This is a genomic window from Arthrobacter sp. MDT2-3, from assembly GCF_059090465.1.
The window spans coordinates 296,888-310,972 of the sequence record NZ_JBNHFS010000001.1 but is presented as its reverse complement, the minus strand read 5'-3'; the positions used below and the strand labels follow the sequence as shown (position 1 = coordinate 310,972).

Below are 14,085 nucleotides of genomic sequence, written 5' to 3'. Positions count from 1 at the left end.
TCAGCGGCTTCCGAGCTGTTGCCGATCGGGCTGTTCAGCGCGCAGGCGGCGCACCTCACGCCTCGCGGTGATCCAGTTCAGGCCCCGCCTTGCGAGGTCCAGCGGCTTGCCTTCAATCAGCAGTTTTCGTGTATGCACGTCGAGGAATAAAAGGTAGAACGTGAACCCCAGGGCCGTCACGAACGCCAGCGATGAGGCGTCGATGGGAAGCTCAACGAAGGACCACACGGAGAGCTGATCCTGCGCCCCGAACACCACAAAGAAGGTAACGCCCACGTACAGCGACCGGATCTGCCAGTCGTCCCGAATGCCGGTGACAGCCAGGAACGGCAGGAACCACAGGATGTACCAGGGCTGGATGATGGGTGACAGCATCACGACGGCGGTGAACGCCAAGGCCATCCGGCGCACCGCCCGGGAGTAGTCCCCGCGGAACATCAACAGCAGGACCAGCGCGATGGCCGCATATTTCATGCCCGTCCGGAGCAGGGTGGCAAACGTCCCGCCCGGCAGCCCCAGCACATTGGCCAGGAACTCCACCTGCTGGCCCAGGAAGCCTGACGGCGAGTAGCCGGTATAGCCGGGAGTGGGATCCATGATGGCCCAGGTCCAGCCCAGTCCAAGGTTGTACGGGATGCCGCTTACGGCCAGGACGCCGAAGCTGATACCCGCCGTCGCGCCCCAAATGAGGAACTTGCGCAGCCAGGAGGCAGAGGGGCCCGCCCACATGACCCCAATGAACGGGAGCAGGAGCACAGTGATGGGTTTGATGCCGATGGAGGCGGTGACCAGGAAGATGCCCAGCAGGTAGCGCCGCGTTGCCGCGAAGTAGACGCCGGCGACGGCGAGCCCCACCATGAGTGCGTCATTGTGGGCGCTGGCGATGAAGCTGATCAGGAACAGGGGATTGGCCACGGAGATCCACAGTGCACGGGCACCGTTGATGCCGTGCAGCTCCGCCAGCTTCGGCACGTAGATGACGCAGAGGAGGACGCCGGCGCCGGCTAGAAGGCGGAAGAGCAGCACGGAAACATCGGGCTGGGCTCCGGTGAGCCCGACGACGGCGCGCGCCAGCCACAAAAAGTACGGACCGTAGGGGGTCCTGTTCTCCGCCCACGCAGGATCTGCCCCGAGCGAGAACCAGTTGTTGAGCGTGGAAATGCCCACCTCATACGGGTTTTGGCCCTCCATCACCAGCCGGCCCTGGCCTGTGTAGGCGTAGACGTCGCGGGAAAAAACCGGTACGCAGAAAAGCAGCGGCAGGGACCAGGCAGAAATGGCGATAACAACGGACCGAAGGGACGATATGCCCCAATCAGTCAGCCGTTGCCCCAGCCGGAGCCACGATCGCATCAGCACCATTGCTCCCACCGTCAGCAGGATGGTGGAAACCGTCACTCCCCAGCCTTCTGTACGGAGCGCAATGACCACAGGCTGGCGGATCATCGGCGAGCCGTTGGCGATCCAGCCGGTGCCGATGGAACCGACGAACATCATGAGGGCGCCGAGGAACCCCTCAATAATGGCCACGTAGGCGCGGCGCTTGACGGGCTCGGTGACGGCGGTTGCCAGCGAGCCTGGCTGGCTTTCCGACGTCCCGAGGTGTGCACCGCCTGCCGTCATGATTGTTGGTCCCCTACTTCGTTACGGCGCTGGTTGCACCAGCGAAAAGGCCGCCCTGCAACCCCGCCATTTTACCAGTCGAGCTTCCAGCTGCTTCCGGATGACGGGCCGCAGGAAGCCACAGTTTGACAACATGCGCACGTGCAGGCTCCCCCGCGGCTCCGCGTAAAGTTGGAGAGTCCGGGCGCCGCAAACCGCTTGTGCCCCGGCCGACTCTTTCACTCCGGCGCAAGGCAGCGCCTTCCTTCCTGACCACCCACCTCCCTGCGAAGGCGCGCGCCTCCCCTGCTGCCGCGTTTCGATACCCGATTGGAGCCGGACCATGGCTGTTTCCACCGCCGAGAACAGGGCGCCCTCGCCCCAGCAACTGCAGTCTGTGCGCGCCACACTGCGCTCCCCGCGGCGGCTTAGGACGGAAGCCCTGGCCGGGTTGGTGGTGGCGCTGGCGCTCATTCCCGAGGCCATCGCGTTCTCGGTAATTGCGGGCGTGGACCCGCGAATCGGCCTCTTCGCCTCCTTCACCATGGCGGTGACCATCTCATTTGTGGGCGGCCGGCCCGCGATGATTTCGGCCGCAACCGGGGCCGTGGCGCTGGTGATTGCTCCGCTGATGCGCAGCCACGGCCTGGACTACCTGATTGCGGCAGTCATCCTGGCCGGCGTCTTCCAGATCATGCTCGCGGTAGCCGGTGTCACCCGGCTGATGCGTTTCATCCCTCGTTCCGTCATGGTGGGATTCGTCAACGCGCTGGCCATCCTGGTCTTTATGGCCCAGTTGCCGGAGTTGATCGGCGTCCCCTGGCTGGTCTACCCCCTCGTCGCCGCCGGCCTGGTCATCGTGGTGGGGCTGCCAAGGATGACGACGGCGGTGCCCTCACCCCTGGTTGCCATCGTGGTGCTCACCCTGGTCGCTGTACTCGCGGGCGCCGACGTGCCAACCGTCCATGACAAGGGCCAGCTGCCGGAAAGCCTGCCCGGCTTCTTCCTCCCGAACGTCCCGTTGACCTGGGAGACCTTCCAGGTCCTGGCGCCGTTTTCGCTGTCCATGGCGCTGGTGGGACTGCTCGAATCCCTGCTAACCGCCAAGCTGGTGGACGACATCACGGACACGCGCTCCAACAAGACCCGGGAATCATGGGGGCAGGGCGTTGCCAACATCGTCACCGGGTTCCTCGGCGGCATGGGTGGCTGCGCTGTGATCGGCCAGACGATGATCAACGTCAAGGGCTCCGGAGCGCGCAGCCGCGTATCCACCTTCCTCGCCGGCGTCTTCCTGCTGGTCCTCGTGGTGGTGCTGGGTGACGTGGTGGGCCTCATCCCCATGGCAGCCCTGGTAGCGGTAATGATCTTCGTTTCCGCCATCACCTTCGAATGGCACTCCATCGCCCCACAGACCCTGCGGCGGATGCCCAAGTCGGAAACCGCCGTCATGCTGATCACGGTGGGCGTGGTGGTGGCGACACACAACCTGGCCATCGGCGTCGGCGTCGGAGTGCTAGCCGCAATGGCAATGTTCGCCCGGCGGGTGGCGCACTTTGTCACCGTTGAGCGGACGGTCCTTGAGATCAACGGCGAGAATGTTGCCACGTACACGGTGGACGGCGAGCTGTTTTTTGCCTCGTCTAACGATCTTTACATGCAGTTCGAGTACGCCCTGGACGCGGAGCCCGAGATCAGCAGGGTGGTGGTGGACCTGCACGCCTCACACCTGTGGGACGCCTCCACCATCGCCGTGCTGGACGCCGTGACCGAGAAGTACCGCCGCCACGGCCGGGAGGTGGAGCTGCTGGGCCTGAACTCGGCCAGCGTCCAGATGCGCGAGCGGCTGGCCGGAAAGCTTAACGCAGGCTGACCGTCCTAGCGCATCCGGTCGCTGCGGGCGACGCGGTTCCTGCCCAGTGACTTTGCCGCATACAAGGCGCCGTCCGCCGTGGCGATGAGGTCCTCCACGTCCCTTGTGCCGGCGTCGTAGGTGGAAATCCCGTAACTGACCGTTGGCATCTCCATCCCGTCCACCGATGGTGCCGCCGCCAGGCGCCGGCTGATCTCCTCGGCGATCATTTCAGCCCGCTCCGCGCTGGTACCGGGCAAAAGAAGGACAAATTCTTCCCCCCCGTACCTTCCCACCAGGTCCGTGGAGCGGACTGTCGCCGTGCAGGCGTCGGCGAAGGCCTTCAGGGCGAGGTCCCCCGCGGCGTGGCCGTACGTATCGTTGACGGATTTGAAGTGGTCCAGGTCGGCCAGGATGAGGGTGCCGGAACCTCGGGTGATGGCACGGTCCGCCAACTGCCCTGTGGCCAGGTCCAGGAAGGCTTTGCGGTTAAGGAGCCCGGTGAGGTCGTCGCGGGAAGCCACCATGCGCAGGGCCCTGGTCTGCTGTTCGTTGCTGAGGGCGGCCATGCTGAATGACACCACCACCAGCAGCACCATTGTCACCAGCGTGGTCGCGGCGGAGCCGAAGACGGTGACGAACGTCGTTCCGTTCTGGCCCTCCAGGACAAACGCCACCCAGCGGAAGAAGTAGAAGATGGCGAGTCCTCCGGCGGACACGGCCATGGGAATCCGGGCACGTGAATAGCCGGGCTCCAGGCGCCACAGCTCCCGGGACCCCAGCCCGATGGTGATGCTCATCGCGGCGAGGAACACCGGCCCGCCGGACCAGGTGTTGGTGGCCGGGTTGTCCATCACGGAGGCGACCAAAGTAACCAGCGGGATGCCGGTGAACGCCCACTTCGGCGGCGGCACCGTCCGCAGCGAGCGCGCGCCGGCCCAGACAGCCACCCCGCCGTGTACCAGCAGCACGTTGCCGGCCGGGTTGGCCCAGATCTGGTGCGCCGTCCCGTCCAGCAGGAAACAGGCAGCCCCAGTGAGGAAGAAGATGAGGGCCAGGCACCACCAGCCACTGTACGGTGAGCGCGTGATCCGGTACGCGGAGAAGTAGAAGAGGAACACAAGAACCAGGGCCATCAGGCCAAACGCAATCCTCAGCGTGGCGGTATCCAGAACCATGTAACCGAAGTCCCCCTGATGCCGAAGAGCGCGCTGACCCCCAGTATTACACCGGCCGGGGAGCATGTCAGGCTATCCCCAGGACCTTTTCCAGGGCTTAGGGTTGTCAGATAGCCCGCAGGACAAACCCGAAAGGCAAACCCATGCTCCTTCTCTTTGGTTTCAAGACAGTGCTTAAGGCGCTCCCCGGCAAACCTGCCACCTGCCAGTACTGCCGCTCGTTTGTTCACCACCACCTCGAGGAGCGGGCCACCAAGTTCACTCTCTTCTTCATTCCGGTGTTTACTACGTCGCGGTCCTACCAGATCACTTGTACGAACTGCGGCTACGTCTCGCGAATCTCCGCACGGGAAAAGCGGGCACTGGAACTCCAGCGCTAAGACCATACCGTTGCCCGTTCGTTCCGCCGGTGAAGCGCACCAAAGCCCGGAAACACGGGCTGCCGGCCGCTACTTCACGGGGCGGGCAACTGTCTTCTCTTTGCTTACCATCGAGGCGAGCATCCCGTAGTACGCCGGCGTGCCCACCGAAACAACAGTTTGAGCCCCCAGTTTTACCGTGCCGGTGGAGGAGACGGGCCGGCTCCTGGTATCTGCCGACGAGACAAAACGAACACCCGCCGAAGCGGATTGGGATTTCACCCGCGTCCTGTCCGCTTCAGCCGTGGCCCGGAAGGACATATCGGCCGTCAACTGCGAATTCACTGGATTGCCGGGGTCTGCAAAATTCGTGAATTCCATGGACATCTTCAGGCGCCCTCTGGACAACCCGTTTGGAGAGTCCATTTCCAGGGTCTATGTCTCCCCAAATCCGTTAATCAGCGTGGTGCCTGTACAGGTGTTGTCCTGGGTGACCGATACAAAGCCCAGCTTCTCAAGGGCAGTTGCTCCGCGGACCGTGAAGACGCTGCCGAACACGCTGACCGTCGTCCGTATACATCCATCCGTGTGGTCAAATTCCGCGGTCATGGCCTCCCCTGTCGCCACGGTTTTCGTGATGAGACGCGGCTCCTCCGCGATACCCGGTCCCGCACCAGCGAGCTGACCGAAGAGTGTCCCGGCTAGAGCCAGAACTCCGAGTGCTGTCTTGTTCATTGCGCCTTTTTCCCAGCCCGAGAGTCCTCAAGATCCTCGGATCGTAGAAGCGCGAGGCTGGGAAAACATTGGAACGGCGCCGCGCGGGCTGTGGCCAGCCCAGACGGCAAGACAAACTCTGGTGGATATGGATACCCGCAGCTAGAGTAGGAGCGGATCCGCGACTGCACGCAGGTGTGGCCGTCCGCCAGCCAGTTAGGCTTCGGAATTGAGGAACTTGATACCAGTCCCGTTTTCGGGAAAGGGAGGTGTTTTCGATGACTGTCACAGCCGCGCGCCCAACGCGCTCCGCACCCATCATCCAGACCCTTCCCCTGTACCGCACCGGCCCCGCCTGACCTCACCGCGGAGCGCCCAGCACCAAAGCCGAAAGCAGCCGCTGCGGAGGGGCAATACCCCGAGGTATCACAGTGAAAACATCTTCAGGCAGCCCCCTGGACAGCATCAGCACGCCGAGCAACAAAACGTCGAGCACTTCGGCTTCAACGAGCAAGGGCCCTGTCCCCTACGGATATACGCCCGCCGTTGCCCGGCACTTCCAGAATCATGCCCTCCCGGACGCAACCGAGCCGGGACGGGTGGTCCGCGTGGACCGCAACCTGTTACTGGTGGCAGCTGGCGCGGACCTCCTGCACCTGCCCTATCCGCTGACCGGCGAAGCAGCAGTCACCGGAGACTGGGTCTGGCTCGGACCCAACCGGGCCGGCGGGCGCCAGATCCTGGGCGTCCTTCCCCGCCGCTCGGAGCTCAGCCGCAAGCGCGCCTTCGAGGACTCCTCCGCGGCGCAGGTCCTGGCCGCGAACATGGACATGGTAGGCGTGGTGGTGCCGGTGGACCGGCCACTGACGCACAACAGGCTGGAACGCACCCTCGTGGCGGCGTGGGACTCCGGCGCCACTCCCCTGGTGATTATCACCAAGGCGGACCTCGCCGAGGTGGCGGACGACGTCGTCGGGAAAGTCATGGTGCAGGCCGCCGGCGTAGACGTGGTGACCACGTCCGGGGAGAGCGGGGACGGCATCGACGAACTGCTGGCGCACATTCCGGCGGGCGGCACCATCGTCCTGCTGGGACCCTCCGGCGCCGGAAAGTCCACACTCATCAATGCGATGGTGGGCCGCCATGTCCAGGACACCGGGGAGGTGCGGGCCGGCGACTTCAAGGGCAAACACACCACCACGTCGCGGGAACTGGTGCCGCTTCGGAACGGGACGGTCCTGATGGACACGCCCGGCGTGCGGGGCTTCGGATTGTTCGACGCCGAGGACGGCATCGGCGAGATGTTCGGCGACGTCGAGGAACTGGCGGGCCGGTGCAGGTTTTCGGACTGCGCCCACCAGGGCGAGCCCGGCTGCGCCGTGCAGGAAGCCATTGCCGGCGGCGTGCTGGAGGAACGCCGCTGGCACAACTACCTGAAGCTGCAGCGTGAGCTGGCCGCCCTTGCCCGCCGGAGCGACGCCGCGGCGCAGCGCGCCTACCAGCGGGAGTGGCACCAGAAGGTGGTGTCGGCCGGGAAGTCCCAGCGGTGGGCCGGGCGGGAGACAGCAGAGCGGAAGGACCGGTCGGGCCGGAAGCGGCGTTGAGGAGGCGGGCCGCCCAGTTCTGTGTCATGGGCGGCCCGTTCCTGGCGCATCCTGCACACGAGTTATCGATTCAACGTTGTAAAATCGCAGGTACTGGCCTGCGGGCCGCGGCAGGAGCAGGGGGCAGGGATGGCGGCGACTCTTCACGACGTGGCCCGCGTGGCAGGCGTGTCCTTCAAGACCGTCTCCAACGTGATCAACCACCACCCCCATGTCCGGGACACCACCCGCGCCAAAGTGGAAAAGGCGATCGCAGAGCTGGGCTACCGGCCCAACCTGACCGCCCGAAGCCTGCGCTCCGGGCACACCGGGGCCATCACCCTGGCGCTGCCGCAATTGCGCCTTCCCTATTTCGCGGAACTGGCCGACGCCGTGATCGAAGCGGCGGCGCAGCGCGGGCTGGTGGTGCTCATTGAACAGACCGGCGCCGACCGCAAGCGAGAGCTGGAGGTGATGGCCAGCCCCAGGCTCAAAATGTCCGACGGCCTGATCTTCAGCCCGCTGGCACTGGGCCAGGAAGATGCGGACCTGATCAAGGCTGACGTGCCGATTGTCCTCCTCGGCGAGCGCATCTTCGATAGTTCTTCAGACCACGTCACCATGCAAAATGTTCCGGCCGCGCGGGCCGCTACCGAGCACCTGCTGGACCTCGGCAGGAAACGCATTGCCGTCGTCGGCGCCCATGAGGGCGAGGTCATAGGCTCCGCGGGGCTTCGCCTGCGCGGGTACCGGGAGGCGCTTGAGGCCCGGGGCATCCCGTACGACGACGGGATCGTCGCCTACGTGGTGGACTGGCACCGGTCCAACGGTGCCGCAGCCATGCACGACCTCCTGGACCGCGGAGTGTCCTTCGACGCCGTCTTCGGCCTGAATGACACCCTTGCCCAGGGCGCGGTGCGTGTCCTGCAGGAAGCAGGCTACCGGGTCCCGGACGACGTCGCCGTGATTGGCTTCGACGACCTGGATGAAACCCGCTACACCCTTCCCACTCTGAGCACTGTCGATCCCGGCCGCACGGAGATCGCCGAGACCGCCATCCGCATGCTGCTCGAGCGGATCAAGGACCCTGCCGGAACACCGCCGCGGGAAGTCGAGACGGCGTTCCGCGTGGTGGCAAGGGAATCGACCATGGGCAGCGCGGCCGGCGCCGCGTAGACCCTATTCCCACCGCGCACTGGGCCAGCCGTCCTCCCACTCCAGCCCGACAAGCCCCAGGCGGAAGGCGCCGTCGAGCTCTTCCGCGTAGTAGTGGAACGCCAGCGTATTGCCGGAAACGGACTGTCCGCCCGGCCCCACGCGCCCGCCGTCGGACGCCAGGAGGGGCGTGCCGCCGCCGTCGAGCAGTTCCTTGCCCTCGGCATCCAGGTACGGACCGGTGATGCTGTCCGACCTGCCCACGGCGATGTTGTACGTGCTCTCGAGCCCCTGGCAGCAGAAGTCGCGGGAGAAGAACAGGTAATACTTGCCGTCGTGCGGGAGGATGTACGGCGCCTCGATCGCGTTGGGCGGCGCCTTCCGGTCCGCGATCGTTAGTGGCTCTTCCGTCCCGGCGCGCAGGCCAGTCGGCCATTCAAGCTCCACCAGCTGCAGTCCCGTCCAGAAGGAGCCAAAGGACAGCCAGGGCGTGCCGTTTTCATCCTTGGCGATGCCCGGATCGATGGCGTTGAACCTCTCCCCCTTGGAGGAGATCACCTGCCCCTGGTCCACCCACTCGTAGGCCGGGTCGGCAGGGTCAAGTGTGGTGTTCGTGGCCAGTGCGATCACCGAGAGGTTCTTCCCGAACGTCGACGCCGAATAGTAGAGGTACCAGGTCCCGTCATGCTCGTACAGTTCCGGTGCCCAGAGATTGTCCACGCCAGGCACCGCTTCCTTGAGCCACGCGGGTTTGTCCGGCCACACCTCGCCGGCGTACTCCCACTTCACGCCGTCGTCTGAGCGCCGCACCTGGATGTTGCCATCCGCCACCTGCCCGCTCCCGGTGGAGTAGATGAACCAGGGTTTGCCGTCCTCCCCCTTGACCAGCGCGGGATCGTGCGTGAAGAAGTCACCGCTGAGTTCGGCGGCAGGGCCTGCCTTTGGCGCAGGTGGCAGTGCACCGCATCCCGTCAGGACAAGGACGACGGCGGCCAGCACCGCCGCCAGCCGCGCCGCTGTCCATCGAACAGCAGGGCGGCTGGCAGCGGACCTGCCTGGCTGGGTCACGTCAGCCAAGCGCGACGGCGGACCAGGACACCGGCGGAAGCGTCACGGTGAGAGTGCCTTCGTCCAGGACGGCGCCGTCGAGCTGCTTCAGGCCCACGCGGTTCTGGTCCTGAAGGGTGTTCTTGGCGTAAACGTCCTCATCGTGCAGGGTCACGGCCTCGGTGATCGTCTTCGCATTGAGTTCGGCGACGTTGATGGTCACGTCGATGGCCTCGGTTTGGCTGCGGTTGACCAGGAAGACGGCCGATTCTCCGGTAGCGGCGTCGGTGGTTGCCACCGAGTCCACCAGCGGGGCTTCTCCGTACACCGCCGTCGTGTAGGTTCCGGCCTCGATCCTGGGGCGGAGCACTTCGCCTTTCGCGAGGCGGGACGTGACGGAGAACGGGAAGAAGGTGGTCTGCCGCCAGGTGTCACCGCCCGGTTCGGTCATGATGGGCGCGATCACGTTGACCAGCTGGGCGAGGGATGCGGCGGCAACCCGGTCGTGGTTCTTCAGGAGCGTCATCAGCAGGTTGCCGAACACCACGGCGTCGGCCACGGAGTAGGTGTCCTCGAGCTGGCGCGGCGCGTGCGTCCATTCCTCGTTGACCTCGTCGGAAGCCTGGTGCTCGTCCAGGTACCAGATGTTCCACTCGTCGAAGGAGAGCTGGATGGTCTTTTTGCTCTTGAGCTTGTGCTTGACGTGGTCGGCGGTGGCCACCACTGTTTCGATGAAGTACTGCATGTCCAGCGAGGACGCCAGGTAGGAGCCGAGGTCGCCGTTGCGCTCCTGGTAGTAGGCGTGGCAGGAGATGTAGTCCACGTAGTTGTAGCTGTGCTCCAGGACCACCCGCTCCCACTCACCGAACGTGGGCATGGAGGATCCGGAGGAGCCGCAGACTACGAGTTCGAGGTTCTTGTCCGCGGTCTTCATGGCGGAGGCGGTGCGGGCGGCGAGCTTTCCGTAATCCTCGGCGGACATGTGGCCGATCTGCCAGGGACCGTCCATCTCGTTGCCCAGGCACCACATGGTGATGTTGTAGGGATCCTTGGCGCCGTTGGCGATGCGCTGCTCGCTGAGTGCGGTCCCCGAGGGGTGGTTGGTGTATTCCAGCAGGTCGAGGGCGGCTTCGATGCCGCGGGTTCCAAGGTTCACCGCCATCATCAGCTCCGAGCCGGTGAGCTTGCACCAGCGTGCGAACTCATCCAGGCCCACCTGGTTGGACTCGAGCGAGTGCCAGGCGAGGTCACGCCGGACCGGGCGCTGGTCGCGCGGGCCAACGCCGTCCTCCCAGCGGTAGCCAGAGACGAAATTGCCGCCCGGGTAGCGGATGGTGCTCGAGCCCAGCTCCTTGACCAGTTCGATGACGTCCAGCCGGAAGCCGTCCTCGTTGGCGGTGGGATGGTCGGGCTCGTAAATGCCGTCGTAGACGCAGCGGCCAAGGTGCTCCACGAAGGAACCGAAGATGCGTCGGCTGACAGGTGCCACAACAGCGGCCCTGTCGATAGTGACGACGGTAGGTGCCACAACGGCCAGTTCCGTCTGGTCGGCAGCGGCTGAGGTGATGGTCATTGGTTTGTTCCTGTTCTGTATAACGTTGTAGAAGTTGAAAAATCAGGTAGGAGCGGGTGGTTATGGGGTTCTAGGCGGGAGAGGTGGCTGCGCGTTCCAACCCTGCGAGCCGCTTCCCCACCAGCCAGCCTGAGAGCAGCAGGGGAACCGACGCGCCCACAAGGGGCACCAGCACCGCCATCCCGGAAAAAACGGCGGCGGCGGCCGCCAGGGTGGCCAGCAGGGACAGGCTCATCACCGGCGACACCAGCGGCAGCACAAAGGCCGTCCGCCACGTCCTCGCCACCTCGTCCCGGTAGCGGCTGCACAGGGCGACTGCGGTTGCCGCGGCAGCCACCGTTACGAGGGCGGCAACCGTTGAAAGCACCAGGAGGACAGCGTGTGCGGCCGGTGGGATCGCGGTCCCGGCCTGTCCCAGCAGCGCCAGGAAGTCAAGGAGGAGTACGGCGCCGGCTATCCAAAAGACGCTTCCCACCCGGTTGGCGTGCCGGAACTGGAAGCGGTAAGCCGTGATGAAGTCCCGGACCAGTGCGTCCCCGGCCGCTCCGCCACGCAGCCTGCCCAGGACTGAGGTGGCGGCGACGGCCGCGGGGAAGACCCCCAGGACCACCAGCCCGGCCAGCACTCCGGCCACAAACAGCACGTTGACCAGGACCAGCCGGGTTGCAAAGCGGAGCCAGTCCATCAGACGGCCGGCCCACCCCAGGGAAGCATCAATCATCGCGGTGCATCCTGGGTTCCGGACCAGGCCACACCGTGCTGGTCCATGCCGCTGAAGGACAAGGCAGTCCGGCGCCCGGCCCAGTCCCAGGAACCGAAAACTACTGCATCAAGCTCGACGGCATCGTCTGGCTCGGTGTGGACGGTCCGGAGCCCGATGCGGGTTGGCGCGCCGGAGGACACAACGCAGCCGCCGGTGGTGCTTTCGAGTTCCATGGCCACAGCCCTGACAAGGCCTGCGGACTCAGGAGCGAATCGGAGAACCTGCCACGTTCCTGCCACCGGTACAGGTGCGGGGAGCGTTTCACGCTGCACTCCTGCGAAGGGCTGTGGTGACACCAGGGGCCAGCCGGCCGCGGTGAAGAAGACCCGCCGGAGCTGGACAACGTGTTGGCTCGGATCCGCTGCGAAGCGGACGTGGTGGACCGCGAAATACTCCATGCCGTCCGGACCCGCTTGGGTGAGGATTGAATTGTGGCCGGGGGCCAGCCAGCCGGTGCCGCCGTCGAACTGGTAGCCGCCCAGCACCTTGGTTCCCACAGCCGCGGGAGGGGCGCCCAAATCCGTCATCTCCGTGCCACGGAAGTCGCGGTAAGGACCGGTGATGGAGTCCGCGACGCCCACACGCATGTTGTAGGTATTGAAGAGCGAATCGTAGGAGCAAAAGAGGACGTAGCGGTCCTCCTCAGGCCGGTACAGCACAAAGGCGCCTTCCACTGCCCCTTCCACGGACTTCGCCCGGCGGGCGATGGCGGATCCGAGATCACCCTCCACCAGCGGTAGCCCGGAGTTCCGGTCCAGCGGGAGGATGTAGATGCCGGAGAAGAAGGAGCCGTAGGTCAGCCAGGGGAGGCCATCGGCGTCAAAGGTCACTGCCGCGTCTATGGCGTTTTGGGAATGTTCGCCTTTCCTCGTTGCCACCACCAGCCCGCGGTCCTCCCACGGACCGGCCGGTGAAGGTGCAACCGCAAGCCCGATGGCTGAGGTGTTGGAGCCAAAGGTCGACGCCGAGTAGTACATATGCCATTCACCGTTCGGCCAGCGAACCACGTCCGGCGCCCACAACCCCACTGCCCCGGACCATTGCGCAGCCTCTTTCGGCACCCCGTCAAACGCTGTTCCGGTGTACGTCCACGCCACCAGGTCAGCGGAAGTCCTGATATGTACTCCCGCCGGTATATCTTCCGAATTGGCGACGGCGTCAGTGGAAAACATGTAGTAGGTGCCGTCATCGTCCCGCACTACGGTGGGATCGTGGGCGTGGCGGGCTCCCCAGGAGGAAGCTTCCTGGCGGGCCCCTGCCGGGAGCGGAAGCAGCTCGCGGGAAACGTCAAGATCGATAGCCACGGTTCAGCCCTTGGAGCCGGAGAGTGCGATGGATTCGATGATCTGGCGCTGGAACACCACGAAGACGATCAGTACCGGCAGGAGCGCCACGAAGGATGCGGCCATGATCAGCGGGTAGTCCGTCTGGATGGCGTACTGGGCGTTGAAGTTGGCAATGACCAGCTGCAGCGTCTGCGTACCCGGCGAGTTCAAGTAGATGATCGGGGCAAGGTAGTCGTTCCACATTGCCATGAACCAGAGGATGAACTGGGCGGCGAGGGCCGGGCGGATGGCCGGCAGGATGAGTGTCCAGAAGATCTGCAGGTAGGAGGCACCATCGATCCTGGCTGCTTCGACGATGGAGTCCGGGATGCTGTTCAGGAACTGGCGCAGGAAGAAGATCATGATGATGTTGCCGAAGAGTCCCGGCACGATCAGCGGCAGCAGCGTATCCACCCAGCCGATGCTGGCGAAGATGGTGAACTGCGGAATCATCAGGGTGGGGAACGGGATCATGAGCCCGGACAGGAGTCCCAGGAACAGGACGTTCTTGAAGGGCATCCGCATCTTGGCGAAGGCAAAGGCCGCGAGCGCGGAGGTCAGTGAGCCCACGATGGTCACCGAGCATGCCACGATCAGGCTGTTCTGGATGCCGCTAAGGAGCGGGCCCGCAGTCCAGATACGGGCGTAGTTTTCCCACACGAACGGATCCGGGATCCACTGCGGCGGAAGCTCAAAGACGCCGTCCTTGGTCTTGAGTGAGGTGGAGAAGGTCCAGGCGAGCGGGGCGATCATCACGATGGCACCGACGCTGAGGATCAGGGTGGTGAGGATGTTTCCCAGGCGGAGCGTGTCCTTGGCGGACCGGGTGCCGCCGCTTGTCCGCGAAGCGGAGGGGCGTGAACCCCCGGTGCCGCCCGGAATTTCCTGGCTTGGTTCCAGTGGTGGGGTGGTGATGACATTCTGTGCGGACATG

At 65.0% G+C, this 14,085-nt stretch carries 13 protein-coding genes; 4 read left to right on the top strand and 9 right to left on the bottom strand.

Annotated features, from left to right (window positions below):
- A complete protein-coding gene (gene mptB, locus AC5RUQ_RS01450; RefSeq protein ID WP_493945630.1) occupies positions 1-1,623 on the bottom strand; it encodes a polyprenol phosphomannose-dependent alpha 1,6 mannosyltransferase MptB in 1,623 nt (540 codons plus the stop codon).
- Between the two features lie 322 nt (positions 1,624-1,945).
- Here mptB and AC5RUQ_RS01445 point away from each other — a divergent pair, with 322 nt between their 5' ends.
- Entirely contained in the window at positions 1,946-3,475 is a 1,530-nt protein-coding gene (locus AC5RUQ_RS01445; RefSeq protein ID WP_493945629.1) for a SulP family inorganic anion transporter, read from the top strand.
- Between the two features lie 5 nt (positions 3,476-3,480).
- Here AC5RUQ_RS01445 and AC5RUQ_RS01440 read toward each other — a convergent pair whose 3' ends face one another.
- Positions 3,481-4,632, bottom strand: a complete 1,152-nt coding sequence (locus AC5RUQ_RS01440; RefSeq protein WP_493945628.1) for a GGDEF domain-containing protein — start codon at positions 4,630-4,632, stop codon at positions 3,481-3,483.
- Between the two features lie 143 nt (positions 4,633-4,775).
- Between AC5RUQ_RS01440 and AC5RUQ_RS01435 the strand changes: the two genes are divergently transcribed.
- Complete coding sequence (locus AC5RUQ_RS01435) at positions 4,776-5,012, top strand: zinc-ribbon domain-containing protein (protein ID WP_138606428.1); 237 nt, start codon at positions 4,776-4,778, stop codon at positions 5,010-5,012.
- A gap of 69 nt (positions 5,013-5,081) precedes the next feature.
- Here AC5RUQ_RS01435 and AC5RUQ_RS01430 read toward each other — a convergent pair whose 3' ends face one another.
- Entirely contained in the window at positions 5,082-5,372 is a 291-nt protein-coding gene (locus tag AC5RUQ_RS01430) for a hypothetical protein (protein WP_493945627.1), read from the bottom strand.
- A 54-nt stretch (positions 5,373-5,426) separates the two neighbouring features.
- A complete protein-coding gene (locus AC5RUQ_RS01425) occupies positions 5,427-5,726 on the bottom strand; it encodes a hypothetical protein (protein ID WP_493945626.1) in 300 nt (99 codons plus the stop codon).
- Positions 5,727-6,136: 410 nt separating this feature from the next.
- On the opposite strand from AC5RUQ_RS01425, the gene rsgA reads away from it, so the two are divergent.
- Positions 6,137-7,309, top strand: coding sequence for a ribosome small subunit-dependent GTPase A (rsgA, locus tag AC5RUQ_RS01420; RefSeq protein ID WP_493945625.1), 1,173 nt, complete (start codon positions 6,137-6,139; stop codon positions 7,307-7,309).
- A gap of 129 nt (positions 7,310-7,438) precedes the next feature.
- A complete protein-coding gene (locus AC5RUQ_RS01415) occupies positions 7,439-8,464 on the top strand; it encodes a LacI family DNA-binding transcriptional regulator (RefSeq protein ID WP_493945624.1) in 1,026 nt (341 codons plus the stop codon).
- 3 nt (positions 8,465-8,467) lie between these two features.
- On the opposite strand, the gene AC5RUQ_RS01410 is transcribed toward AC5RUQ_RS01415, so the two are convergent.
- The 5 genes from AC5RUQ_RS01410 to AC5RUQ_RS01390 all read right to left on the bottom strand — a co-directional run bounded on the left by AC5RUQ_RS01410 (position 8,468) and on the right by AC5RUQ_RS01390 (position 14,084).
- Positions 8,468-9,511 (bottom strand): arabinan endo-1,5-alpha-L-arabinosidase, encoded by a 1,044-nt coding sequence (locus AC5RUQ_RS01410; protein ID WP_493946374.1) that lies wholly within the window; start codon positions 9,509-9,511, stop codon positions 8,468-8,470.
- Between the two features lies 1 nt (position 9,512).
- Positions 9,513-11,063 carry an arabinosylfuranosidase ArfA gene (gene arfA / locus AC5RUQ_RS01405; protein ID WP_493945623.1) on the bottom strand — a complete coding sequence of 517 codons (1,551 nt, stop codon included), beginning with the start codon at positions 11,061-11,063 and terminating at the stop codon, positions 9,513-9,515.
- 70 nt (positions 11,064-11,133) lie between these two features.
- On the bottom strand, positions 11,134-11,784 hold the full coding sequence (locus AC5RUQ_RS01400; RefSeq protein ID WP_493945622.1) for a DUF624 domain-containing protein: 651 nt from the start codon (positions 11,782-11,784) through the stop codon (positions 11,134-11,136).
- Positions 11,781-13,130: an arabinan endo-1,5-alpha-L-arabinosidase gene (locus AC5RUQ_RS01395; RefSeq protein WP_493945621.1), complete on the bottom strand. Its 1,350-nt coding sequence runs from the start codon at positions 13,128-13,130 to the stop codon at positions 11,781-11,783. The genes AC5RUQ_RS01400 and AC5RUQ_RS01395 overlap by 4 nt, the downstream gene beginning before the upstream one ends.
- 3 nt (positions 13,131-13,133) lie before the next feature.
- Positions 13,134-14,084, bottom strand: a complete 951-nt coding sequence (locus tag AC5RUQ_RS01390; RefSeq protein WP_493945620.1) for a carbohydrate ABC transporter permease — start codon at positions 14,082-14,084, stop codon at positions 13,134-13,136.
- Position 14,085 lies beyond the last annotated feature (1 nt).